Origin of the sequence: Pseudooceanicola aquaeponti, from assembly GCF_050897975.1 — a bacterium.
Classification (GTDB): Bacteria; Pseudomonadota; Alphaproteobacteria; order Rhodobacterales; family Rhodobacteraceae; genus Pseudooceanicola.
Map to the genome: position 1 here is coordinate 1 of NZ_JBPAXY010000010.1, position 23,539 is coordinate 23,539.

The 23,539-nt window shown below is 69.0% G+C and carries 18 protein-coding genes; 8 read left to right on the forward strand and 10 right to left on the reverse strand.

Translation table 11 applies throughout. The features are described 5' to 3' along the window. Positions 1 to 19 precede the first annotated feature (19 nt). Positions 20 to 964, reverse strand: a complete 945-nt coding sequence (locus tag ACRARE_RS21090) for an isopenicillin N synthase family dioxygenase (RefSeq protein WP_432658386.1) — start codon at positions 962 to 964, stop codon at positions 20 to 22. A 163-nt stretch (positions 965 to 1,127) separates the two neighbouring features. On the opposite strand from ACRARE_RS21090, the gene ACRARE_RS21095 reads away from it, so the two are divergent. From ACRARE_RS21095 to ACRARE_RS21110, 4 genes are all read left to right on the forward strand, one after another. Next, positions 1,128 to 2,291, forward strand: a complete 1,164-nt coding sequence (locus ACRARE_RS21095; protein ID WP_432658387.1) for a PfkB family carbohydrate kinase — start codon at positions 1,128 to 1,130, stop codon at positions 2,289 to 2,291. Positions 2,292 to 2,303: 12 nt separating this feature from the next. Continuing rightward, positions 2,304 to 3,206: a pseudouridine-5'-phosphate glycosidase gene (locus ACRARE_RS21100; RefSeq protein WP_432658388.1), complete on the forward strand. Its 903-nt coding sequence runs from the start codon at positions 2,304 to 2,306 to the stop codon at positions 3,204 to 3,206. Between the two features lie 92 nt (positions 3,207 to 3,298). Continuing rightward, positions 3,299 to 4,108 carry an enoyl-CoA hydratase/isomerase family protein gene (locus ACRARE_RS21105; RefSeq protein WP_432658389.1) on the forward strand — a complete coding sequence of 270 codons (810 nt, stop codon included), beginning with the start codon at positions 3,299 to 3,301 and terminating at the stop codon, positions 4,106 to 4,108. Further along, positions 4,095 to 6,200 (forward strand): acetate--CoA ligase family protein, encoded by a 2,106-nt coding sequence (locus ACRARE_RS21110; RefSeq protein ID WP_432658390.1) that lies wholly within the window; start codon positions 4,095 to 4,097, stop codon positions 6,198 to 6,200. The genes ACRARE_RS21105 and ACRARE_RS21110 overlap by 14 nt, the downstream gene beginning before the upstream one ends. Before the next feature lie 67 nt (positions 6,201 to 6,267). Here ACRARE_RS21110 and ACRARE_RS21115 read toward each other — a convergent pair whose 3' ends face one another. Beyond that, positions 6,268 to 9,648, reverse strand: coding sequence for an indolepyruvate ferredoxin oxidoreductase family protein (locus ACRARE_RS21115; protein WP_432658391.1), 3,381 nt, complete (start codon positions 9,646 to 9,648; stop codon positions 6,268 to 6,270). 10 nt (positions 9,649 to 9,658) lie between these two features. After that, a complete protein-coding gene (locus tag ACRARE_RS21120) occupies positions 9,659 to 11,047 on the reverse strand; it encodes an FAD-binding oxidoreductase (RefSeq protein WP_432658392.1) in 1,389 nt (462 codons plus the stop codon). 143 nt (positions 11,048 to 11,190) lie between these two features. Between ACRARE_RS21120 and ACRARE_RS21125 the strand changes: the two genes are divergently transcribed. Together ACRARE_RS21125 and ACRARE_RS21130 are read left to right on the forward strand one after the other, a co-directional pair. Further along, the gene (locus ACRARE_RS21125) at positions 11,191 to 11,934 is read left to right on the forward strand and encodes a FadR/GntR family transcriptional regulator (RefSeq protein WP_432658393.1); all 744 of its coding nucleotides are present in this window, start codon (positions 11,191 to 11,193) and stop codon (positions 11,932 to 11,934) included. Between the two features lie 27 nt (positions 11,935 to 11,961). Next, positions 11,962 to 12,951 (forward strand): MDR family oxidoreductase, encoded by a 990-nt coding sequence (locus ACRARE_RS21130; RefSeq protein WP_432658394.1) that lies wholly within the window; start codon positions 11,962 to 11,964, stop codon positions 12,949 to 12,951. A gap of 125 nt (positions 12,952 to 13,076) precedes the next feature. Here ACRARE_RS21130 and ACRARE_RS21135 read toward each other — a convergent pair whose 3' ends face one another. The 3 genes from ACRARE_RS21135 to ACRARE_RS21145 form a co-directional block, all read right to left on the reverse strand. Next, on the reverse strand, positions 13,077 to 13,451 hold the full coding sequence (locus tag ACRARE_RS21135) for a WGR domain-containing protein (protein WP_432658395.1): 375 nt from the start codon (positions 13,449 to 13,451) through the stop codon (positions 13,077 to 13,079). Between the two features lie 80 nt (positions 13,452 to 13,531). Then, positions 13,532 to 14,626, reverse strand: coding sequence for a ParB/RepB/Spo0J family partition protein (locus ACRARE_RS21140; protein WP_432658396.1), 1,095 nt, complete (start codon positions 14,624 to 14,626; stop codon positions 13,532 to 13,534). Positions 14,627 to 14,629: 3 nt separating this feature from the next. Next, a complete protein-coding gene (locus tag ACRARE_RS21145) occupies positions 14,630 to 16,045 on the reverse strand; it encodes an AAA family ATPase (protein WP_432658397.1) in 1,416 nt (471 codons plus the stop codon). Positions 16,046 to 16,663: 618 nt separating this feature from the next. Here ACRARE_RS21145 and ACRARE_RS21150 point away from each other — a divergent pair. Beyond that, positions 16,664 to 17,887 (forward strand): replication initiation protein, encoded by a 1,224-nt coding sequence (locus ACRARE_RS21150; RefSeq protein WP_432658398.1) that lies wholly within the window; start codon positions 16,664 to 16,666, stop codon positions 17,885 to 17,887. Here the strand turns inward: ACRARE_RS21150 and ACRARE_RS21155 are convergent. From ACRARE_RS21155 to ACRARE_RS21170, 4 genes are all read right to left on the reverse strand, one after another. Beyond that, positions 17,884 to 19,053 carry an alpha-hydroxy acid oxidase gene (locus ACRARE_RS21155; RefSeq protein ID WP_432658399.1) on the reverse strand — a complete coding sequence of 390 codons (1,170 nt, stop codon included), beginning with the start codon at positions 19,051 to 19,053 and terminating at the stop codon, positions 17,884 to 17,886. The genes ACRARE_RS21150 and ACRARE_RS21155 overlap by 4 nt on opposite strands. 7 nt (positions 19,054 to 19,060) lie before the next feature. Continuing rightward, positions 19,061 to 20,056 carry a zinc-dependent alcohol dehydrogenase gene (locus ACRARE_RS21160; protein WP_432658400.1) on the reverse strand — a complete coding sequence of 332 codons (996 nt, stop codon included), beginning with the start codon at positions 20,054 to 20,056 and terminating at the stop codon, positions 19,061 to 19,063. A gap of 59 nt (positions 20,057 to 20,115) precedes the next feature. Beyond that, positions 20,116 to 21,444: a histidinol dehydrogenase gene (hisD, locus tag ACRARE_RS21165; RefSeq protein ID WP_432658401.1), complete on the reverse strand. Its 1,329-nt coding sequence runs from the start codon at positions 21,442 to 21,444 to the stop codon at positions 20,116 to 20,118. A gap of 132 nt (positions 21,445 to 21,576) precedes the next feature. After that, complete coding sequence (locus tag ACRARE_RS21170) at positions 21,577 to 22,350, reverse strand: SDR family NAD(P)-dependent oxidoreductase (protein ID WP_432658402.1); 774 nt, start codon at positions 22,348 to 22,350, stop codon at positions 21,577 to 21,579. Between the two features lie 76 nt (positions 22,351 to 22,426). Between ACRARE_RS21170 and hisC the strand changes: the two genes are divergently transcribed. Continuing rightward, positions 22,427 to 23,530 (forward strand): histidinol-phosphate transaminase, encoded by a 1,104-nt coding sequence (gene hisC / locus ACRARE_RS21175; RefSeq protein ID WP_432658403.1) that lies wholly within the window; start codon positions 22,427 to 22,429, stop codon positions 23,528 to 23,530. Positions 23,531 to 23,539 lie beyond the last annotated feature (9 nt).

Sequence of the window (23,539 nt, forward strand, 5' to 3'; positions counted from 1 at the left end):
AAGGGGCCGCGATAGGGGCTCAGCCGCCGAAGGCCTGGCTGGTCTTCAGGGCGATGTAATCGGCAAAGCTGATCGGTTCGTACTTGGCGCCATCCTTGGCGAAGGGCGGCAGGCATTCGATCATCGTCTCGGCCGAGGGGTTCAGGAAGAACGGGATCGACTGCCGCCGCGCGGTGCCATGGAAGCCCGAGGGCGGGTTGGCCACGCGGTGCGGGGTGCTGACCCATTCATCGTTCGACCAGCGCATGAAGGCGTCGCCGATGTTCACCACATAGGCGCCCTCGATATTGGGCGCGTCCAGCCAGACGCCATCGCGGCGCTGCACCTGAAGACCCCCGGCGCTGGCCTCGGACCGCAGAATGGTCATGAAACCGTAATCGGTATGTTCCCCCGCGCGCAGCTGGCCCTCTTCGGGCGGCTCGCTTTGTTCGGGATAGTTGATGACCCGCAGCGCCGACAGATGCCCTTCGAAATCCTTCTCGAAGAAATCCGGCGCCAGGCCGATGGCCTGACAGAAGACCCCGCGCAGGTGCCGCGCCAGGGTTTCCATCTCGGCGAAGTACTCGCGAAACGCCGCCTCCAGCCCTGCGGGGCGGTCGGGCCAGCTATCGCCCGCCAGGCGCGGGCCGAAGTTCAGGCTTTCCTTCAGATCGCCCGGGGTCTTCCTTCCCAGGGTGCCCGCCAGGGCCTCTTCCTTCATCGGCGCAAAGGCCAGGCCGCCCTCGACCTCGCGGCCCCGGCCGACGCCGGTCTTCCAGTCCTGCGGCTCGTCGAAGAACGCATAGGCCAGATCATACAGGCGCTTGGTCACCGCCGGGTCCACCCCGTGGCCAGTGACCAGGAAAAAGCCGCTTTCGGTGGCGGCGGTGCGGATCTTCTCGACCACCTGGGCCGCGCCGGGGCCGCCCGCGATGAAGTCGGAAATATCGACGACCGGGATCATGTCGATCGTGTCGGTGGCCATGGGAAACCTCCTTGTTCTGTCGGGCGCCCGCGCATCGCGGAACACCTCTTTCGCGCCGCGAAACCTGAGGGGAGACAGGCTTCCGCAACGTCATAAAACAACTGTTGACGACCAAAACAGTTGTTGTCTACAGAAATGAGAGCGTCCCCCGGGAAAAATCGACATGGATGACCTTTCGCCGCTTGAATCGGCAATTCTGAAGCACATCACCCAGAACCCCTTCGCCGGTCAGCAAGAGCTGGCGGACCAGATGTCGATTGCCCGCTCGACGGTGGCGGCCCATATCGTCACGCTGACCCGCAAGGGCTATATCCTGGGGCGCGGCTACGTCCTACCCGCGGCCAAGCGGGTGGTCTGCCTCGGCGGCGCCGTCTTCGACCGAAAGTTCCGCGCCAGCCAGCCTCTGGTGCGAGCCACCTCGAACCCTGCCACCGGCTTTCATTCCTACGGCGGGGTCGCACGTAACGTGCTGGAAAACCTCGCCCTTCTGGGCCACGACACCAGTTTCCTGTCGGTGGTGGGCGACGATCAGACCGGTCACAACCTGCTGGGGCACCTGCGCGAACGCGGCGTCGACGTCAGCCAGGTTGCCCTGTCGCCGACCCGCGCCACCGCCGAATATTGCGCCATCCTGTCGCCCGAGGGGGATCTGGATCTGGGCATCGCCGCCATGGACATCTTCGAAGAGCTGACGCCGGACAGGCTCGACCGCGCGCGCTCTCACCTGACCAGCGCGACCTTGCTCTTTTCCGACTGCAACCCGCCGATGGAGACGATCTCGCAGCTGATCGAACGCTCGCGCGGGGCGCGTTACACCCTGGCCATCGACCCGGTCTCGACCCACAAGGCGCGCCGCCTGCCCGCCGATCTGACCGGCGTCGGGCTGCTCTTCATGAATGTCGACGAGGCCAGCGCCTATCTTTCGAGCAGCTTCAGCGCCGATGCCGAGGGCGCCGCCCAGGCCGCCCGCGCCCTGCGCACCCGGGGCGTTGGCGGCGCCGTGGTCAGCACCGGCACCGAAGGGCTGGTGGTGGCCGATGATCAGGGCGTGACCCATGTGCCCGCCATCCCCTCGCACCCGGTCGAGGTGACCGGCGCGGGCGATGCGATGATCGCGGGCACCCTGCACGCCACCCTGTCCGGTCAGCCCCTGGCCGAGGCCGCCCTGACCGGCGCCCTGCTGGCCGCGCTGACCGTGGAAACCGCCACCACCGTGCGCGCCGACCTCAGCGCCGCCTTCCTCGACCGGCAGCGCCACCGCCTGCCCCAGGGCCGCGCCCTGCCCCCCTCCTCCTCTTCCTCCCTCGAACCCGGAGTATCCGCCTAGATGACCCCCGACATGCTGACCCTCACCCCCGAGGTCGCCGACGCCCTGGCCAAGGGCGCCCCCGTCGTTGCCCTGGAATCCACCATCATCACCCACGGGATGCCCTACCCGGCCAACCTGGAAACCGCCCTAGCGGTCGAGGGCGAGATCCGCGCGCGTGGCGCCATTCCGGCGACGATTGCCGTCGTGAAGGGGGAGATCAAGATCGGCCTGACCGAGGCAGAACTGGACGCGCTCGCCCAGGATACCGACTGCGTGAAGGCCTCGGGCCGGGATCTGGCCGTGGCCATGGTGCGCAAGGCCTCGGCGGGCACCACCGTCTCGGCCACCATGCGCCTGGCCGCCCTGGCCGGCATCCGCGTCTTCGCCACCGGCGGCGTCGGCGGCGTGCATCGCGGCGCCGAACACAGCTGGGACGTCTCTGCCGACCTGACCGAACTGGGCGCCACCCCCGTCACCGTGGTCTGCGCAGGCGTGAAGTCGATCCTCGACATCCCCAAGACGCTGGAAGTGCTGGAAACCAACCGCGTCCCCGTCATCGCCTACGGCACCGACGCCTTCCCCGCCTTCTTCGCCCGCGAAAGCGGCTATCCCGCCGATCACCGCCTCGATACCGCCACCGACCTGGCCGCCGCCATCGACGCCCATGATTCCTTGGGCACCGGCACCGGCGTCCTGGTCGCCAACCCGGTCCCCGAAGAGGACGCCCTGGCGCCCTCCGAAATCGACGGCATCATCGACGAGGCGATCGCCGCCGCCGATGCCCAGGGCGTGACCCGCAAGGATCTGACCCCCTTCCTGCTGGCCCGCATCGTCGAGAAAAGCGAAGGCCGCAGCCTGAAGGCCAATATCTCGCTGGTGCGCAACAACGCCCGCCTGGCCGCCGACATCGCGGTCGCCATGGCGGCCAAGTGACCCTCCGGGCGGCGGGCCAATCCGCCGCCTCCTCGGGCCCTCCCCGGCCCCAATAAAACCAGGCCCCCGGGCCACCCGACAGGAGCTTTCCCATGAGTTACGAGACGATCCTTTACACCAAGGACGCGCAAGACAAGTTCGCCACCATCACGCTGAACCGGCCCGACAAGCTGAACGCGATGAACAAGGACTGCATCCGCGAGATCGACGCCGCCCTGGCCGAGGCCGTGGCCGACCCCGACGTCAACGCCCTGATCATCACCGGCGCGGGCCGCGCGTTCTCCTCCGGCTATGACCTGCAAGGGGGCGACTTCGTCGTCGACTTCGACTTCTGGGTCGAGGACATGACCGAGAACGCCACCGCGCTGCTGAACATCTGGAAGGCGCCGATCCCCGTCATCGCCGCCGTCAACGGCTACTGCCTCGCCGGTGCGCTAGAACTGATGATGTCCTGCGACCTGGCCATCGCCGCCGACAACGCCAAGTTCGGCGAGCCCGAGGTGCGCCACAACTCGGGCCCGCCCGCGCTGATGATGCCCTGGCTGCTGCACACCCGCGACGTGCGCTACCTGATGTTCACCGGCGACATCATCGACGCCCAGGAAGCGGACAAGATGCGCCTGGTGAACAAGGTCGTCCCTGCCGACGAGCTGACCCTGCGCGCCGAAAACCTGGCCCGCAAGATGGCCCGGATGCCCACGCCCGCGCTGAAATACACCAAGAAGTCGATCAACAACCAGCAACTGGTGGCCGGTCTTCAGGCGTCGTTCGATTACAACATCACCTCCATCGCCGGGCTGCATGTCACCGACGAGGGCGAGGAATGGATGGCGAAACTCGCCAAGATGACCCTGAAGGAATACCTCGAATACCGCGACGGGCCCTTCCGTGGCCTCGACTAAGCCCCGGGCCGGGGCGCTTGACGCCCTGTTTGCCCCCGCCACCCTCGCCGTGGTGGGGGCGTCAGAGCGCGAGGGCAATTCCGCCGGCTACGTGATGAAGAACCTCGCCCGCTTTGGTTTCACGGGCCGGGTGATCCCGGTGCACCCCAAGGCAGCGTCGGTCTTCGGCCTGACGGCCTTTCCCACGCTCTCGGCGCTGGACACCACGCCGGATTGCGTGGTCATCGGTCTGCGGGCCGAGCTGGTGCCAGCGACGCTGGACGAGGCGGGCCGCATGGGCGCCCGAGCCGCCGTCATCCTGGCCTCGGGCTTTGGCGAAACCGGCCCCGAAGGCGCGGCGCTAGAAGCCCAGGTGGCCGAGATTGCCCGCCGTCACGGCATCGCCGTCTGCGGGCCGAACTGCCTTGGCCTGGTGGCCTGCGACAGCGGCGCGGCGCTTTATTCCTCGACCATATCCCCCGATCTGCCGCGCGGGCGGACCGCGCTGATCTCCGCCTCGGGCGCCTCGGCCATTGCCCTGGCGCATTCGGGCCAGATCGGCCTGGCCGCGCTGGTCTCTGCCGGTAACGCCTCCGTCACCGGGCTGGCCGATTACGTGGCCCATTTCGCCCATGATCCGGGCGTCGATACCATCGCCATGGTGATCGAGGACATGGGCGACCCCGACGCCCTGGCCGCCGCGATGGAACGGGTGCACGCCGCAGGCAAGACCGCCGTCGCCCTGCGCGTGGGCCGGTCCGCCGCCGGTCAACGGGCCACCGCCGCCCATACCGGCGCGCTGGCAGGGACCGAGGATGCGGCGCGGGCCTTCTGCGCCCGTGTGGGCCTTCTGGACATGCCCGACATGGACAGTTTCCTGGCCGCCCTGCAACTGGCCCAGGCCTATCCCACGCCCCCGGCCCTGCCCCGCGCCGCCGTGCTGGGGGTTTCGGGCGGCGGCGTCGCCCATGTGGCCGACATCGCCGCCGAGGCGGGCCTGCCCCTGGCCGATCTCTCTGACGCCTCGGTCGCCGCCCTGCGCGACCTGCTGCCCGGTTTCGCCACGCCGCAAAACCCGCTGGACGTCACCGGCGCGCCCTTCGGCGATCCCTCGCTTTACGCCCGGGTGCTGGACATCCTCGACGCCGACCCGGGCGTCGGCGTGGTGCTGGCCGCCCAGGACGCCCCGCCCGCAATGGCCCCCGACATGGCCGCCGAATACCACGGCATCGCCGGGGCCGTCGCCACCTACGCCGGGCAAACGCCCGTCGTGGCGCTGGCCAATCTCTCGGCGGGGCTGCATGACACCGTGGCCACGGCCTATGGCCCCGCCGCCCGTCTTGCGGGCACCCGGCCCGCGCTCACGGCCACGGCCCAATGGGCCACCACACCGCGGCGTGTGACCTGGCGCGCGCCCAAAGGCACCGCCCCCCTGCCCGCGCAGATGTCCGAATCCGACGCCCGCGCCCTGATGGCCCCCCTCGGCCTGCCCGGCCCATCGGAGCAGCTGGTCACCAGCGCCGAGGCGGCGGCAGAGGCCATCTCCGCCCTGCCCGGCCTCGCGGTGCTGAAAATCGCCTCCCCCGACATCAGCCACAAGACCGAGGCCGGGGGCGTGGCCCTCTCGGTCACGGCTTCCCAGGCGGCGGAGGTCTTCGAGCGCATCATGACCTCCGCCCGCGCCTATGCGCCCGAGGCCCGCCTGGACGGCGTCCTGGTGCAGGAAATGGTGGGCGAGGGCGTCGACGCCATGCTGGGCCTGGTCGACAGCCCGCCCTTTGGGCCGGGCCTTGTGGTGGGACTGGGCGGCACCCTGGTGGAACTGCTGGACGACGCGGCCTTCGAGCTCTTGCCCCTGACCCACGACAGCGCTGCGGCGCTCCTGAAGCGCACCCGCCTTGACGCGCTTCTGGACGGCTATCGCGGGGCACCGCCCTGCGATCGTGCGGCCCTCATCGGCGCCATGGTGGCGCTGTCGGACTGGGGCTGCGCCCACGCGGGCGCGCTCGAGGCCGTGGACCTGAACCCGGTCCGCGCCCTGCCCCTGGCCCAAGGCGGGGGCCTGCGCCTGCTGGATGCGCTGATCCTTACGAAAAAGGGCGCGCCGGACTGACGGCGCACCCCTTACAGATCTCCCCGACTGCCGGGGCGCCCTGCGGCGTCCCGGCCTTTTTCTGCCTTCAGCCCAGTTCGGCCCGCTTGGCGCGATAGGCGGCCACATTCGCCTCTTTCACCGGACCAAAGCCGCGCACCATCTGCGGCAGCTCGGCCAGCTCGACCGCGCGGGCGTGGCTCTCGGCGGTCATCCCTTCGGCCAGCGCCGCCACCTCCGCCTCGAACTCCGCCACCAGCGCACGTTCCATGCGCCGTTCCTCGGTCCGCCCGAAGGGATCCAGCGCCGTGCCGCGCAGCCCCTTCATTGCCGCCAGCACCCTGAACCCGGATTCGATCCAAGGGCCGAATTCCCGCTTCGCAGGCCGCCCGGTGCGCGGATCGGTCTTCGACAGCACCGGCGGCGCCAGATGATAGCGGATCTTGTAATCGCCCTCGAAGGTCTCCGACAGCCGCGCCTTCTGGGCCGCGTCCAGATGCAGCCGCGCCACCTCGTATTCGTCCTTATAGGCCATCAGCCGGAAGGCGCTTTGGGCTACGGCGCGGGTGAACGCCTCGCGCCCCAGGGGCGCCTCGGCAGCCTTGGCCTGATCCACCAGCCGCAGATAGCGTTTCGCATAGCGCCCCGACTGGTATCCGGTCAGGAACTCCGCCCGCCGCGCAATCAGCTGCGACAGCGTTTCTTCCTCCACCGCGGCCTCCGGTTCCGGCGCGCCGCCCAGGCGGTCCAGCAGATCCGGCTCCACCGCCGCGCGGCGGCCCCAGTCGAAGGTGGTCAGGTTGGCCTCGCCGCCGCGCGCCCCCATCAGGGCCTCGCGCAGGGCCTCGGCGCCGACCGGCACCAGCCCCTTTTGCCAGGCATAGCCCAGGATCAGCAGGTTGGTGGCAATGGCATCGCCCATGGTGGTCAGCGCCAGATCGGTGCCGGGCACCACCAGGCAATGCCCCTGCCCGACCATGCCCTTCAGCGCCTCCAGCCCCGAGGATTTACGGAACTCCATCGCCGTGTTCTGCACGAAGGACGCATTGGGCGCCAAACGGTCGTCCACCACCACCCGCGTCCGCCCCTGCCCCAGCATCGGTCGCACCTTGGCGGACCGCGCCACCAGCATGTCGAAGGCCAGCACCAGATCGGCCTCGCCCTCGCCCACCCGGGCCGCCGTCAGGGCGCGCGCATCAGGCGCCAGCCGCAGATGCCCCACGACCGAGCCGTTCTTCTGCGCCAGCCCGGTCTGGTCCAGCGATTGCACCGCCAGCCCGTCCAGATGGGCGGCCCGCGCCAGAACCTGGCTGACCGTCAGCACCCCGGTCCCGCCGATCCCGGCCAGCATCAGGTTGTAAACCCCGTCGATGCGCGGCACCTCCGGCTCGGGCAAGGGCGCGCTGTCGGTCCGCGCCGTGGCCTTGCCGGGCCGCTTCAGCGACCCGCCCTCGACACTGATGAAGCTGGGGCAGAACCCCTTCAGGCAGGACGTATCGCCGTTGCAGCTTGACTGGTTGATCCGCCGCTTGCGGCCGAACTCGGTCTCTTCCGGCTCAATCGAAATGCACCCCGACTGGGCCGAGCAATCGCCGCAGCCCTCGCAGACCAGATCGTTGATGAAGACCCGCTTGGCGATCGGCGCGAACTCGCCCGTCTTGCGGCGACGGCGTTTCTCGGCGGCGCAGACCTGATCATAGACCAGCACCGTGACCCCCTCGACCTCGCGCAGATGCCGCTGCACCTCGTCCATATGGTCGCGGTGCCAGATCCGCACCCCCTCGGGCAGCTGCCCTTTCAGGCGGTCGGGCTGTTCGGCCACCACGACGACCTCGCGCACGCCCTCGGCCAGCACCTGTTTCACGATCTTGGGCACCGACAGCTCGCCATCATGGGGCTGGCCGCCGGTCATCGCCACGGCATCATTGAACAGGATCTTGTAGGTCATGTTGACCTGCGCGGCCACGGCGGCCCGGATCGCCAGCGCGCCCGAGTGGAACCACGTCCCGTCGCCCATATTGGCGAAGATGTGTTTCTCGTCCGTAAACGGCGACAGGCCCAGCCAGCTGATCCCCTCGGCGCCCATCTGGGTAAAGGTCGAGGTATTCCGCCCCTCGACCCCGATCACCATCATATGGCAGCCAATGCCGGTGGTGGCGCGGCTGCCGTCGGGCAGACGGGTCGACAGGCTGTGCGGGCAGCCGGAGCAGAAATAGGGGTCGCGATCCAGCGCGGGCGCGGCGGCCCCCGAAACAGAGGCAGGCGCGTCACTGGTCAGCACCGGCGCGGGCGTGGGCAGGGCGGCGCGCAGCGCCTGCGGAAGGCGCGACAGCACCGCCTCCATGATCTGATGCGGGTGCAGTTCCGCCAGGGCCGACATCAGCGGCGCGCCCTCGGGGGTCATCTTGCCCGAGACGCGCGGGCGGCTGGCCATGTTGAACAGCACCGCCTTCACCTGATCCTCGATCACCGGGCGCTTTTCCTCGACCACGATCAGCTCGTCGAGGCCTTCGGCAAATTCGGTCAGCCCCACCGGGTCAATCGGCCAGGTCAGCCCCAGTTTCAGCAGGCGGATCCCATGGGCCGCCACGTCATCCTCGGTCAGCCCCAGACGGGCCAAGGCGGCGCGCAGATCCAGCCAGCTTTTGCCCGCCGAAACGATGCCGATCTTGGCATCCTCTGCGCCGAACCGCTGATCCAGCCCGTTCAGCCGCGCAAATTCCTGCACCAGCGCTAGTTTCTTCTCAATCCGCGCCTCTTTCGGGAACGGCCCGTCAGGCCAGCGCAGGGCATGGCTGCCCGACCCTTCGGGCAGGACGGCGGGGGTGTTCAGCCCCTCCAGCGAGACGGTGGCGCTGCTTTCCACCACCTCGGTCTGGCATTTGAAACCCACCCAGGCGCCACTGGCGCGCGACATTTCCCAGCCCAGAAGGCCGAAGCGCAGGTAATCCTGCACGCCGGCCGGGGCCAGCACCGGCACCTGCACCGCGATCATGTCATGCTCGGTCTGGTGCGGCAGGGTGGAACTGACGGCGCCGTGGTCGTCGCCCATCATCACCAGCACCCCGCCCCGGGGATCGGTGCCGTCCGCATTGGCATGGCGGATGGCGTCGAGCGAACGGTCGACCCCCGGCCCCTTGCCGTACCAAAGCGCAAAGATCCCGTCGTAACGCACACCGTCGAAAAGCGAGCTTTGCTGCGTCCCCCAGGCGGCGGTCACCGCCAGATCCTCGTTCAAGGCGGGATGGAAATGGATGTGATTCTCGGCCAAGCCCTTGGCGGCCTTGGTCATTTCCCGGTCCAGCTGCGCCAGGGGCGAGCCGCGATAGCCGGTCACATAGCCTGCGGTGTTCAGCCCGGCGGCGGCGTCCCGCTGGCGCATCAGCTGCGGCAGTTTCGCCAGCGCCTGGGTGCCGGACAGAAAGGCGGTCTGCGCCATGTCGGGGGAGAGTTTGTCGGCTCGGCTCATCTGCTTGGCTTCACTTGGTCAGGGGAGAGGGGGTCGGTTCGGGGTCGGGCAGCACCCGCCCGGGGTTCAGCAGGCCGCCCGGATCCAGCAGGGCCTTCAGGGCGCGCATCACGGCCAGTTCGTCAGACGAGCGCACCAACGGCAGATAGCCGGGCTTTTCCCGGCCCAGCCCATGTTCGGCCGTGATCGCCCCGCCCGCGCGGGCCACGGCGCCCAGCACGATCTGGGCGGCGCGGGCGTGATCGGGGGTGTCGACGATGTAATGCAGGTTGCCGTCGCCCAGGTGGCCGAAGACCGCCGGGTGCGTCTCGGGCATCTCGGCCAGGGCGGCGCGGGTCTCTTCCAGGAAGGCGGGCATGGCCGCCACCGGCAGGCCGATGTCAAAGCCTATGGGCGCGCGCATCGCCGCCACCGCCTCGGCGCAGCCCTCGCGCAGGGCCCAAAGGGCGGCGGCCTGGGCGCCCGAGGCCGCCAGGGTCACATCGCTGATCTCCCCCGCCTCCAGCGCCTGCATCAGCACGGTTTGCAGCGGCTCGGGGTCGGCGGTTTCCACCTCGGCCAGCACCTGGATCCCCTCGGGCGGGAACGGCGGGCGCAGGCCCTGGGCCAGGATGCGGGCAAAGATCGCCTCGTCCAGCACCTCGAAGGCGGTCACGGGGCCCGGCGCGTCGCGGCGCAGCCGGGCCAGCAGGGCGGCGGCCGAGGGCATGTCGGGGGCGGCGGCAAAAAGCGTCTGCTGCGGCCCCGGCGCCGGGCGCAGGGCCAGGCACAGCCGGGTGATCACGCCCAGCACCCCTTCCGAGCCGATGAAAAGCTGCTTGAGGTCAAAGCCCGAGTTGTCCTTGGCCAGGGGGCGCACATGGCCCAGCACCCGGCCATCGGCCAGCACCACCTCCAGGGCGACCACATGGGCGCGCATCATGCCCCGCTGGATCACGTTCAGCCCGCCCGCATTGGTCGCCGCCAGCCCGCCCACCGTGGCCGAACCGCGCGCGCCGATGTCGACGCCAAAGGACAGGCCCGCCACCGCCGCGGCCTCTTGCACCCGTTGCAGGGTGACGCCGGCGCCCGCCACCACCGTGGCCGAAACCGGGTCGACGGCCTGCAGCACGTTCATCCGCTCCAGGCTGATGGCCACCTCGCCCACCCGGGGCGTGGCGCCGTTGGACAGGCCGGTCAGCCCGCCCTGCACCACCATGGCCACCCCATGGGCGGTGCAGGCGGCCAGGATCCGCGACAGCTCGGCGGTGGTGGCGGGGCGAAAGACCGCCAGGGGCGGCTGGCTCAGGTTGCCGGTGGCATCCGCCGCATGGCCCGCGCAATCGGGCCCACGCAGCACCGCCAGCTCCGGCAGATCCGCCAGCGCGGCCCAGAACCCCTCGGGCAGATCCGTCATCATTTCAGCAGCTCCGCCCATCTCAGGGCACCATATGGGGCCGACGCAGCGGCAGGGGAAGATTTCCGGTAGACATGGCCCCATGTCATGCGGTCATATCCATATTTGTCAAACCTATTAAACGATCAGCAAAGCCAGGCCAGCATATGAGCGTGAAATTCGGGCAAGTCGTCACCGCCGGTCTGGCCCGCCAGGTCGCCGATGAAATCCACGCCGCGATCCTCGACGGGCGGCTGAAGGCCGACGACCGCCTGCCCGGCGAAGAGGAACTGGCCACCCGCTTTGGTGTCTCGCGCCCCACGGTGCGCGAGGCGCTGAAACGCCTGGCCGCCCTGAACCTGATCCATTCCCGCCGCGGCCCCACGGGGGGCAATTTCGTCAAACGCCCCGAGCTGGAGGAACTGGTGGAAACCCAGGCCACCTCGGCCATGCTGATGGTCGGCATGGGGGCCTTCGACATCGACGAGCTGATCGAGGCGCGGCTGGAAACCGAGGCGCTCTGCCTGGAACGGGCCTGCGACCTGCGCACCGAGGATGACCTGGCGGCGATGCGCGCAGCACTCGCCCGCCAGGCCGACCCCGCCCTGCCCGATACCGAGTTCTGCGCCGCCGACGTGCGCTTTCACCGCGCCATCGTCGAGGCGGCCCATAACGCGCCCCTGCGGCTGATGATGGCGACGGTGATCGAAAGCTTCATCCCGCTTCTGAACATGATCGTGGTCGGCCAGCGCAACCGCGCCGACACCCTGGCGCATCAGCAAAACCTGCTGGAGGCGGTCGAGGCGCGCGATGCGCAACGCGCCCGCCTGGCGCTGGAACGGCTGCTGAGCCACCTGACAGACACCTATGCCGCGGCCCAACAGGCCCGCGACGCCAAACGGCCCAGCTAGGGGCCGGCACCAACCAGAGGGAACCCCATGTCCGACACCTTTACCGCCCTGCGCATCGTCGATGCCGGCGACCGCAAGACCCGCGCCGAGATGACCGAACTGACCCTGGCCGATCTGCCCGACCTGCCGGTGCTGGTCGAGGTCAGCCATACCACCGTCAACTACAAGGACGGTCTGGCCGTCACCGGCAAGGGCCGCATCGCCCGCCGCCTGCCGATGACCGCCGGGATCGACATGGCCGCCACCGTGGTTGAAAGCGCCACCGAAGAGTTCAAACCCGGTGACAAGGTGATCCTGAACGGCTGGGGCCTGTCGGAAACCGAACAGGGCGCCTATTCGAAGTTCCAGCGGGTGAAACCCGAATGGCTGCTGCCCCTGCCCGAGGGCTTCAGCCCGGAACAGGCCATGGCGATTGGCACCGCCGGTTACACGGCCGGTCTCTGCGTGCAGGCGCTGCTGGATTGGGGGATCGACCCCCAGGGCGCGCCGGTGCTGGTGACCGGGGCGGCGGGGGGCGTGGGCTCTGTCGCCACGGCGCTGCTGGCCCGGCTGGGCTATTCCGTCACCGCCGTGACCGGGCGCCCGGAAACCCATGACTACCTGTCGAAACTGGGCGCCACCGCCTTTGTGGACCGGGCCGAGCTGACCGAGGCGGGCAAGCCCCTGCAACCGGAACGTTGGGGGGGCGCCGTCGACGTGGCAGGCGGCCACACCCTGGCCAATGTGCTGGCGCAGACCTGCTATGGCGGCGCGGTGGCGGCCTGTGGCCTGGCCGAAGGCCCTGCCCTGCCCGGCACGGTGATGCCGCATATCCTGCGCTCGGTCACCCTGCTGGGGGTCGATTCGGTGATGGCCCCCCGCGCCAAACGCAAGGCCGCCTGGGCGCTGCTGGATGAAAAGCTGGACCGCGACCTGCTGGCCACCATGTACTCGGTGCATGGCTTCGACGAATTGCCCGACCTGGCGGCCAAGCTGATGGCCAACCAGATCCAGGGCCGGGTTGTGGTGACGGTCTGACCCGCATCCCCTGCCCCGCCCTTTGCCCACCCGGACGCGCCGCGCGTGTCCGGGTTTTTCTTTGCTGTCATGGGGTTATACGCGGGTCTTGCGGTCTCACCTGAAGACCGCGGGCGAACGGCCCCTCAGGCGACCTGCGCCGCAACCCGGGCATAGCCCCTGCGTTCCTTCTGGGCCATCAGCCGCGCCAGCGCCCGCAGCGCCTCGGCCTCGCTGTCATGGGGGTTCAGCAGGATCTGGCCGGGCGATCCGATCCGCCCCCATTCCCGCACCAGGGTCACCCCGCCAAACAGATCCGGTTGCAGGCACATCCGGTAAAAGCGGCGCATGTTCTGCGCGGGCGCAATCCGCCGCAGCTCGACCCGGCTTGGCCCGGGGGCCTCGGGCAGATCCTCGATCACCGCGCCCTCGGCCTCGGGCCCCGCCAGGCAAGGCACATCCCGGCCCGGCCCGAAAAGATCGGGCTGTCGCAGGTCAGCCTGGGCGCCGGAATGGTCCATGCCCTACCCTACCCCCGGCCCTGCCGTGCTGCCAAGCCTGCGCCGCGTGCAGGCCCCGGGGGGCCTCCTCGGCCCCTGCCCTAGCCGTCATCGCGCGACAGCATCCGCTCCAGCTCGAAGACCGCCAGTTCCACCAGTTCCCGGTCCAGGCGGCGGCCCTTCAGGCGGATGGTCCAGCCGCTGCCCTCGGGGCCATAGTCCAGCACCACGCCGCTGTTCAGCGCCCGTTCCTGCCGCGCCACCTGTTTCTTCGGGCGTCCGCCCCGGCGGCGGTCCGCCTCGGGCGGTTCGATCTCGGCCAGGGCCTCGGCCAGCAAAATGGCCTCTTCCTCGGGGCTTTGCGGGGTGCGGCTGTCCAGGGCATCGCGCAGCTTGCCCTCGGCACCCGCGCGCAGGGCCTGGGCCAGCTTCAGCCCCTCCTTCTCCTTGATCAGGTCGGGATAGGTCAGCATGTCGCCCAGCTCTTCGAAGATCAGGGCAAAGCTGCGGATCTTCGAGCGCTTGGCCTTGGACGCCATCGGGAACAGCCCATCGACCGCCGCCTCGATGTTCGTGAAGGCCCCCTGCTGGCTGGCGATGACGGCGATCCGGCCGCGCTCGAAATGGCTCAGGCTGGCGCGGATCTCGTTTTCCTCGATCATCGCGGCAAAGGTGCCGCCCATGGTCGCGGGGTCGCGGATCACCGCCTTGATGGTATCGTATTTGCCCGATTTCGGGTTCAGCCCGCGCAGCGCCTGCACCGCCCGCAAGCGGCGATAGCCCGACAGCAGGCCATAGCGATAGCCGCGCTCGTCGCCCTCGGTGGCGAAGACCTCGACCGGCAGGCGCAGCCCGTTGGCGGCGATGGACATCTGAAGCTCGGTCATCTCGGCGGCGTCCAGCACCACCCGGTCGCGCACCAGGGCCTCGGGGTCGATCTCGTCCAGGGGGATCTCGGCCATCACCAGGCCCCTGCCCTCGGCCTCGCGCAGCCGCGCGGCGTCGGCCTGGTCCCGGGCGATCTTCGCCCGTTCCTCTGCCGGGCGCGCCTGATGGGCCCCGGCCTGCTCGGCGGCGACCTGGGCAATCGGCGCGGTTAACGGGGCGCGCGCTGCGGTGGTTTCGCGGCGAAACTCCTCTTCCAGCTTGGAAAGATCCTCGGTCGAGGGCGCCTGAAGCTTGCGTCTTTTGGCCATGGGTTACCCCTCCGTTCCCTCTGTCTCTGCCTCGGCCCGGGCCATCTGCTGGTCGCGCCACCAGGTGCCCAGGATGACCTGTTTCACCTCGGCCCAGGTGCGGTCGAAGGTCTCGCGCCCGCGAACATAGGTGTCGCGGTTGAAGTCGCGATAATCGGTCTCGTAGATGCCCGAAACCTGTTCCCCGGCCTGGCCGACCATGGCGGTCAGTTCCTGCCGGTAGGTGGTCATGAAGTCGCCGAAATAGGCCTGGATCACATTGGCCAGATCGGTCTGCTGGGCGGCATCAAAGCGGGTGATCAGGGCCCGCACCGCATCCCATTCAAAGCGCATCTCGGGCAGCCCGTCCTGGCGGCGGATGCGGTTCTCGCCCTCTTCGATCGAGGCGAAGGTGGAATAGATCATGTCGAAGAACCGGCCCGTCGAATCGAACTCGAGGAAGGAGGCGCCGAGGGGCACCAGCAGAATGTCGGCGGCCGAGAGGGCATTGATCGTCAGGTAGCCCAGGGCGGGCGGGGTATCGAGGAAGATCACGTCGTAATCGTCCAGCAGGCTGGAGCTTTCCAGCGCATTCTGGAGGGCATCCCAGAGCGGCCAGGAGCGCAGCTGCATCCGCCACACGGGCACCTGGAACTCGGACCAGTAGAGGTTCAGCTGGGCGCCGATCAGGTCGATATTGGGCCAGTGGGTCTTCTGGATCAGGTTTCGCGGCGAAACCGTTAACGCCTCGTTAAGGGTCTCATCAAAGGGGATCGGGTCCAACCCCTGGGCCTCGCGCACCCGGTTTTCCTCGGCCAGGTGGCGGGCGTAATCGGCGGCCAGAAGGGGGAAGGCGGTCTGCCATTCATCCTCGACCTTGCCACCCATGATCGAGGTCATGGACCCCTGGCTATCGAGATCCACCACCAGCACCTTGTAGCCGTCCAGCGCCGCCGACATGGCCAGATGCGCGGCGGTCGAGGTCTTGCCCACACCGCCCTTGAAGTTGGCCACGGCCACGACCTTGGCGGGCAGGCCCTCGGGGCGCCAGGCGGAATATTCGCGGTTGGGATCGCCTTCCTGGGCGAAGTGGTCGCGCAGGCGCAGCACCTCGTCCAGGGTGAACCACTTCGAATTGCCGTCGCCGGTGCCCTGGGGCAGATCCGGGTGGGCCTTCAGCACCCGGCGCAGATGACCGGCGCCGACGGGGATCAGATAGCGGCAGACCTCCCAGGTCGAGAACTTGCGCAGCCGCTTGGCGCCGTCGGGGGCATAGCCGCGCTTGGCCAGGTCATCGCGGCCCCGGGCGGCAAAGGTCGCGGCCTTGGCAAAACGGGTGGTGGTGATCGGATCCGACAGATGGCTTGCCGCCTCGGCCGGGTCGATGTTGAAATAGGGGGGCAGGTCGGACCGGGATCCGGTTCCATTCTTCGGTGCCATGGAAACTCCGCATGTCCGCTATTTTTCCAGATATCCGGGAAAGTATCGCACATGGCAGGGAGGATGGGAATCACCCTGGCCGCTCTTCCCCTTAAAAATACGGGAAATCCCGACAACAGGCAGTCTGTTTATGCTCTTTCAGAGTCTTTTAAGAATCTTTAGGGGCCATATCCACGTTTGATTTCAATTCTCTAGAGGGGATCAGGTGCCCGGATACAGGGGCAGGGGGGCCAGAGGACGGGGCGAAAGGCACCCGGATACGGGACAAAGGGCCCCGATTCGCGGGAAAAGCCCCGCCAACCCTCGTAAACAAGGGGAAAACGCAGCGTTCGGCGAATCCCCGGGGGCGGCGGCGAGACCCGGCCCGGAGCCCCATCCCGGAAACGGGTCCCTTTACGCGGCCCGGCGATCCGAAGGGACCCGAATACGGGATGGGGCTATTTCCCGCCCAAAGGTGCCAGCGCCGCGCTTGCGCCTGGGCACCTTATCCGGGATAGTGAGCCAGGGCGAGCCGTCAGGGCCGGGCGAGTCGCCGCAGGGTCGCCAGGCCCGCCCGCGCACCCCGGAGCAACCGGGGGCGCCTGACCAGAGGCAAGAGCAGAGGCCGGAGGACAGGCCATGGACGATATCCCACGCGATCAGCTGACGGGCAGCCTGCGCCGGGGCGCGGTGAAAAAGCACGTCGCCGCCATCCATGTGTCGGGCAAGCTGACCCTGCTGCAAAGGAAGCTGTCCAACGTTCTGCTGCTGAACGCCTATGACACCCTGGTCAGCCAGCAGGTGCACCGCATCGACGCCCGCACCCTGTGCCTGATGATCGGCTACAACTCCAACGACATGGACACGCTGAAGGCCAGCCTGCGCGGGTTGGCCGAGACGGTGGCGGAATGGGACATGCTGGATGCGGACGGGCAGCAGGAATGGGGGGTTTCGGCGCTGCTGTCCTATGCCAAGCTGAAGGGGGGCGTTTGCGAATATGCCTATTCCCCGGCGCTGGCGGAGAAGCTGAACGACCCCAAGGTTTTCGCGCTGATCAACCTGAATATCCAGCGGCGGTTCACCAGCGGCCATGCGCTGGCGCTGTATGAGAACTGCTATCGCTTCGTGCGGACGGGTAGCACGGGGTGGTGGTCGCTGGACTTGTTCCGGCGTCTGATGGGGGTGGCGGACAGCCCCTATTATGAGACCTACAAGCATCTGAACGCCAAGATCATCAAGCCCGCCGTGGCCGAGGTGAACCGCACAAGCAATATCGTGGTGACCCCCGAGACCCGGAAGATGGGGCGCACGGTGACCGACATCCGCTTCAAGATCGCCGAGAACCCGCAGCTGGCCATTCTGGACATCGACGACGGCGCCGGGCTGCGCAATTCCGACATCTACGCCCGGATCCGCGCCCTGGGGGTCAGCGACCGCCTGGCGCGGCAATGGATCAGCGAGCATGGCGAGGGGTACGTGGGCCAGAAGCTGGATTACATCGCGGGGCAGGGGGGGGTGAAGAACGCCGTGGGCTACCTGACCGCCGCCCTGCGCGAGGATTACCGCGAGGGCGCGGGCGGGGCGTCAACCGGATTGCAAGAGGTTTCGCCACGAAACCCGGCGCCGCCGCCCAGCTCGGCCCGGGCGAAACGGCTGGGGCGCATCCAGGAGCTGGCGCAGGGGCGCACGCCGACGCAGCGCGACGCCGACAAGCGGCTGTTCCTGTCGCAGCTGGAGGGCGCGGCGCGGGACGATTTCGAGCGCTACGGCTGGATGTCGGCCCTGAACGCCGCGGCGATCCAGGCCTTCTGGGAAGAGCTGTCGCCCGGGGCCTTTGACGATCTGGCGGGGGAGGGGGCCTAGAGGTCTTCTGCGCGCAGCAGGATCTCGGGACCCGCCTGTTTCAGCGCGGCGATCGAGGTCAGCCCCATCAGTTGCAGGGTGATCGCGGTTTCGGCGGCCAGCAGGCGGATCAGATGGGCCACGCCCGCCTCGCCCGCCGCCGCCACGGCCCAGGCGAAGGGCCGCCCCATCAGGACGAAATCCGCCCCCAGGGCGATGGCCTTGACGATGTCGGACCCGCGCCGGAAGCCGCCGTCGATGAAGAGCATCCGGTCGGGCCCGAGGGCGGCGCGCACCGCCCTTAGCCGGGTGATGGTGGCGGGCCCATGGTCAAGCTGGCGCCCGCCGTGGTTCGACAAGACGATGCCATCCAGGCCCTCCTCCGCCGCTTGCGCCGCGTCCTCGGGGTCGGAAATGCCCTTGATGATCAGCTCTCCGTCCCAGTCCTGGCGCAGCTGGCGCACCTTGTCCCAGGTCAGGTCGATATCCAGCCGGGACGAGAGGTTGCCCGCCTGGGCCAGGGCGCCGCGGCCGAACTCGGGGCGGTCTGCCACCATCTCGACCTGGGGGAAGCCGCCGCGCAGCAGGGACAGGGACCAGGCGGGGCGGGCGGCGAACTGGGCGAAAAGGGCGGGGGTGATGCGCGAGACCGAGCGGAAGCCGTTGCGCACGTCGCGTTCGCGGACCGAGGTGATGGCGGTATCGACGGTCAGGAAGATCCGTTTGACGCCGGTGGCGCGGCATTGCGCCAGGTAGTCGGCGTTCACCTGCGGATCCCGGTCGAGGTAAAGCTGAAAGTCGGGCACCTGGCCTGCGGCGGCCCGCATCGTTGCCAGCCCGTTGATCGAGAAGGTCGAGATCACGCAAGGCAGCCCTGCGTCGGTGGCCGCGCGGTGCACGCAGATGTCGCCGTCGCGGTGGTAGAGGCCCATAAAGCCCACGGGGCCGGGGCCGAAGGGCAGGGCGGCGGTGCCGCGGCCCAGGGGTGTGGTCAGATCGGCGGGGCCGAGGGGGCGCAGCACGCGTTGGCGCAGCATGTAGCGGTCGAACCCCTCGCGGTTGCGGCGCAGGGTGGTTTCCGAGAAAGAGCCGCCGTCGATGTAGTCGGCGAAGATCCGGGGCAGTTTGCGGCGCGCGGCGCGAGCGAAATCCTCGGTGGTGACGAAGCGGCGGGAGAGGTCTTTCATTGCGGTCTCAGGCCTGGTCCGGGGTGCAGCGGATGATGGTTTTCAGGCCCGCGCTGTCCCCGGCCAGAAGGGCGTCGTAGGCGCCGGGCACGGCCTCCAGCGGGATTTCGGCGGCGATGAAGGCGTCGAGGGCGGGGGCGAGGGCGGGCAGCAGGGGCGCCACGTCGAAGAACTCGGGGCCATAGGCGTGGCAGCCCAGCAGGGTGATCTCGCGTTCCACCAGGTGGACGGGGTCCAGCAGGGGTTTGGCGGCGCCGATGCCCACCAGGGCCAGGCGGGAACAGCCGGCGATTTGGGCGACCAGGGCCGAGATCACCGGGGCGGCGCCGGTCGTGTCGACGGCAAAGCGAAAGCGGGGCAGGGCGTCAAGCGGGGCGGGGGTGGCGCCGGTGGCGTCGCAGACCAGCGCCACGCGGGCCGGGTTCAGGTCGATGACGCGCACCGGATGGCCCGCGCGGGTCAGCAGAAGCGTCACCAGCCCGCCGATCGGGCCGCAGCCGGTCACCACCACCTCGGCGCCCTCGGGCGCATCCAGGCGGCGGACGGCGTGAAGGGCCACGGCCAGCGGCTCGACCATGGCCAGATGCCGGTCGGGCACCCCTTCGGGGGCGGGGGCGACGTTGCGGGCGGGCAGGGTGACCGCCTCGGCAAAGCCGCCGTCGATCTTTTCACCGATGAAGCCCAGCTCGTCGCAGACCTGGCCGTTGCCCTCGGTACAGGCGGGGCAGCTGCCGCAGATATGGCGGCTGTCGACGATGACGCACTGGCCCAGGCTGACATGGGCCACATCGGCGCCCAGGGCGGTGACCACCCCGGTAAACTCATGCCCGGCGACGGAAGGAGCGCGGGTGATCCAGGCGCCGGTGGCGTAGTTGTGCAGATCCGATCCGCAGATCCCGGCGGCGGTGACGCGCAGGGTCACCTCGCCCGGGGCGGGGGGCAGGGGCGCCTCGACGGTTTCGAAACGCAGGTCGCGGGTGGCGTGAAGACGGACGGCGCGCATGGGATCGGCCTTTCTGGAGGGGCAGGGCAGGGGGCCGCGCAATGGCGGCCCCGCAGGTCTTACGATTTCTTCAGGTACTTGGCGCGCAGCTCGCTGACCGCGTTGGCGTGAGAGGAGAAGCCCTCGTATTTCGCCAGGGTCTGGGCGGTGTCGGCCAGCTCGGGATAGCCCTTTTCGGTGACATAGCCGATGGAAGAGCGGCGCAGGAAGTCGGTGACCGACAGCGGCCCCCAGGTCTTCGCGCCTTTCGAGGTGGGCAGAACCGCGTTCGGGCCCAGGGCGAAGTTGCCGATGGAGACGGGCGTATGGGTGCCCATCAGGACCTCGGCCGCATCGGTGATCTGGCCCAGGTATTCGAACGGCTTCTCGGATAGGATTTCCAGGTGTTCCGGGGCGTATTCGTTCACGAAGGCGCAGGCGTCATCCATGTCGCGCGCCAGGACGATCCCGCCCGCGCCGTTGCAGAGCACGGTCTGCGAGAAGCCGACCCGCTGCTCGGTCATCTGCGCCCAAAGCTCGGGCAGGGCGGCCAGGGCCTCGTCGATGACGCGCTGCGAGGGGGTAACCAGCCAGGCGGAACTGTCGGGGCCGTGTTCGGCCTCGATCAGCAGGTCCATGGCGGCCAGGCCCCCGTGCACCGTGTCATCGGCCAGGATCATCACCTCGGACGGACCGGCGGGCAGGCCCGGGTCGATGACGCCGGCCAGAAGGCGCTTGGCCGCGACCACCCAAGGCGAGCCCGGGCCGACGATCTTCTGCGCCTTCTTGACGGTTTCGGTGCCATAGGCGGCGGCGGCCACGGCCTGGGCCCCGCCGCATTTGTAGATGGTTTCCACACCGGCCAGGCGGGCGGCCACCAGGGTGGCCGCGTCGACCTTGCCGTCGGGGCCCGGGGGGGTGAAGATCGCCAGGTTCGGCACCTTGGCCACGCTGCCCGGCACCGCGGTCATCATGGTGACGGAGGGAAACGAGCCCTTGCCGCGCGGCACGTAGAGGGCCACCGAGTCGATGGGCGTCCAGCGGTCACCGGCGAAGGCGCCGGGGCTGACCTCTTTCAGCCACATGGGTTCCGGCGCCTGTTCCTCGTGGAAGCTGCGGATGTTGCGGATGCCCTTGCGGATCGCCTCGATCACGTCCGGTTCCACCAGGTCGAAGGCCTCGTCGAATTCCTGCTCGGGCGCCTTCAGGATGTCGGCGGTCAGCCCTTCGGATTTGTCGAACTCGCGCCCGAAACGGACCAGGGCGGCGTCGCCCTCGGTACGGACGGCCTCGATGATCGGCTGGGATTTCTCCAGGAAGAAGGACAGGTCGGCCTCTGACCGGTTGGTCAGGGCGGCGCGGTCCTCGGGCGACAGGCCGATGAGGGAGCGAAGGGTCACTTGCGGCATAGGGGCACCTTTGTCTGGTCAGGCCCGGGGCCGGGACGGCGGGCCTTCGGTAGGGGTCGGGCGATCTGTATCGCCCTGGGTCATCTTGTATATACTTAAGCGCCCCGCGCGCCGGGGCGCGGGGCGGTTTGCCTAGATTTTGGCCAGAAAGCCGCCGTCGATGGCCAGGCATTGCCCGGCGATATAGCGCGCCGCCGAGGAGGCCAGGAAGAGGGTCGCGCCCTCCAGATCGTCGAGATTGCCGAGGCGGCCCATGGGGACGCTGTCGGTCATCGCCTGCACCCAGCCCGCGTCCTCGTAGAAGGTCGAGGTGAGGCCGGTTTCGAAATACCCCGGCGCGATGGCGTTGACGCGGATGCCCAGGGGCGCCCATTCGGCGGCCATGGCGCGGGTCATGCCCAGGATGCCGGTTTTCGAGGCGGTATAGGGGGTGGCCGTGGGGACGCCCACGAAAGAGGTCAGCGAGGCCAGGTTGATGATGGCGCCGCCGCGGTCTGCCATGGAGCGCGCTGCCGCCTGGGCGACGAAGAAGGCGCCCTTGAGGTTGGTATCGACGATCCTGTCCCAGAGCGCCTCGTCCACCTCCAGCGTGGGGCGCACGTCCTCTATCCCTGCGTTGTTGACCAGCACGTCCAAGGGCGGCAGGTCCGCCAGCCCCTCTTGCACGGCGGCGACAGACTGCTGATCCACGGCGCGGCAGATCACGTCGCGGCCCAGGGCGCGGGCCTCGGCGGCGGTCTCATCCAGCGCGGGCAGGCTGCGGGCGGTCAGCACCAGATCGGCGCCCGCACGGGCAAAGGCCAGGGCCAGGGTGCGCCCGATGCCCCGGCTGGCGCCGGTGACCAGCACCCGGCGACCGGTGAAATCGAAGGTGCAATCGGCGGGCAGCGGCGGAGTTTCGGCCATGGGCGGGTCACTTTCGCTTGACATGTCTAGACATAAGTTGCCCCCTCCCCGGCGCCTAGTCAACGGAGTTCCCCCCATGTCCGCAACCGAAATCTCTCTGCGTCCCGAACTGGCGGCGCTGGCCCCCTATAATTCCGGCCTGTCACTGGAGGATGTGGCCAGCCGCTGTGGCGGGCGCGCCATTGCCAAGCTGGGCTCGAACGAGAACCCGCACCCGCTGCCCGCGCCGGTGCGCGCGGCCATGGCCGAGGTGCTGGGGCGGACGCAGATCTATCCCGATCCGTCTGCCCGGGCGCTGGCGGCGCAGCTGGCGGAGGAGACCGGGGTGGAGGCCGGGCGCATCGTCTTTGGCGACGGATCCGAGGATCTGCTGAACGTGCTGGCCCGGGCGCTGTTGCAGGCGGGGGACGAGGTGGTGACGCTCTACCCCTCTTTCCCGCTGCATGAGGATTACGCCCGTATGATGGGGGCCGAGGTCACGCGCGTTGGCCTGACCGAGGGGCGCGAGATCGACATGACGGCCTTGCTGGAGGCCGTGGCGCGGCCCGTGCGGCTTATCCTGCTGGCCAACCCGATGAACCCGGCGGGGGTCTGGCTGACGCCCGCGCAGCTGGATCAGGTGCTGGCGGCGCAGCATCCCGAGGCCGCGCTGTGCCTGGATGAGGCCTATGTCGAATACGCGCAGGGCAATGACTATTTGCCCGGCACCGAACGCATCGCCACCCACGCCAAACCGCTGCTGATTCTGCGCACCTTCTCCAAGGCCTGGGGGTTGGCGGCGCTGCGCATCGGCTATGGGTTGTCCAACAGCGATGTGCTGATCGCGGCCATGCACCTGGTGCGCACCCCCTTCAACGTCAATGCCGTGGCCCAGGCCGGGGCGCTGGCGGCGCTGCGCGCGCCGGAGGGGATGCAGGCGGCGGTGGCCGAGACCCTGGCGGAACGAGAGCGGGTGGCCGAGGCTCTGCGCGCCCGGGGGCTGGAAGTGCTGCCGTCGAAGGGAAATTTCCTGTTCGTCAACGTCGCGCGCCCTTCGGGCCCGGTGGCCGAGGCGCTGATTGATCACGGGGTGATCGTGAAGCCCTGGAAACAGCCGGGCTATGACAGCTTCCTGCGGGTCTCTGTCGGGTTGGCGGCGGAAAACGACCAGTTCCTGGCCGGGCTGGCGGCGGTTCTGTAGCGGCGCCGG

Coding starts and splice junctions, on each gene's coding strand:
- ACRARE_RS21140 (WP_432658396.1), bottom strand. CDS start 14,626: ATGGCCAAAAGACGCAAGCTTCAGGCGCCCTCGACCGAGGATCTTTCC.
- ACRARE_RS21135 (WP_432658395.1), bottom strand. CDS start 13,451: ATGGACCATTCCGGCGCCCAGGCTGACCTGCGACAGCCCGATCTTTTC.
- ACRARE_RS21130 (WP_432658394.1), top strand. CDS start 11,962: ATGTCCGACACCTTTACCGCCCTGCGCATCGTCGATGCCGGCGACCGC.
- ACRARE_RS21150 (WP_432658398.1), top strand. CDS start 16,664: ATGGACGATATCCCACGCGATCAGCTGACGGGCAGCCTGCGCCGGGGC.
- ACRARE_RS21100 (WP_432658388.1), top strand. CDS start 2,304: ATGCTGACCCTCACCCCCGAGGTCGCCGACGCCCTGGCCAAGGGCGCC.
- ACRARE_RS21120 (WP_432658392.1), bottom strand. CDS start 11,047: ATGATGACGGATCTGCCCGAGGGGTTCTGGGCCGCGCTGGCGGATCTG.
- ACRARE_RS21170 (WP_432658402.1), bottom strand. CDS start 22,350: ATGGCCGAAACTCCGCCGCTGCCCGCCGATTGCACCTTCGATTTCACC.
- ACRARE_RS21155 (WP_432658399.1), bottom strand. CDS start 19,053: ATGAAAGACCTCTCCCGCCGCTTCGTCACCACCGAGGATTTCGCTCGC.
- ACRARE_RS21115 (WP_432658391.1), bottom strand. CDS start 9,648: ATGAGCCGAGCCGACAAACTCTCCCCCGACATGGCGCAGACCGCCTTT.
- ACRARE_RS21105 (WP_432658389.1), top strand. CDS start 3,299: ATGAGTTACGAGACGATCCTTTACACCAAGGACGCGCAAGACAAGTTC.
- ACRARE_RS21160 (WP_432658400.1), bottom strand. CDS start 20,056: ATGCGCGCCGTCCGTCTTCACGCCACCCGCGACCTGCGTTTCGAAACC.
- hisC (WP_432658403.1), top strand. CDS start 22,427: ATGTCCGCAACCGAAATCTCTCTGCGTCCCGAACTGGCGGCGCTGGCC.
- ACRARE_RS21090 (WP_432658386.1), bottom strand. CDS start 964: ATGGCCACCGACACGATCGACATGATCCCGGTCGTCGATATTTCCGAC.
- hisD (WP_432658401.1), bottom strand. CDS start 21,444: ATGCCGCAAGTGACCCTTCGCTCCCTCATCGGCCTGTCGCCCGAGGAC.
- ACRARE_RS21145 (WP_432658397.1), bottom strand. CDS start 16,045: ATGGCACCGAAGAATGGAACCGGATCCCGGTCCGACCTGCCCCCCTAT.
- ACRARE_RS21125 (WP_432658393.1), top strand. CDS start 11,191: ATGAGCGTGAAATTCGGGCAAGTCGTCACCGCCGGTCTGGCCCGCCAG.
- ACRARE_RS21095 (WP_432658387.1), top strand. CDS start 1,128: ATGGATGACCTTTCGCCGCTTGAATCGGCAATTCTGAAGCACATCACC.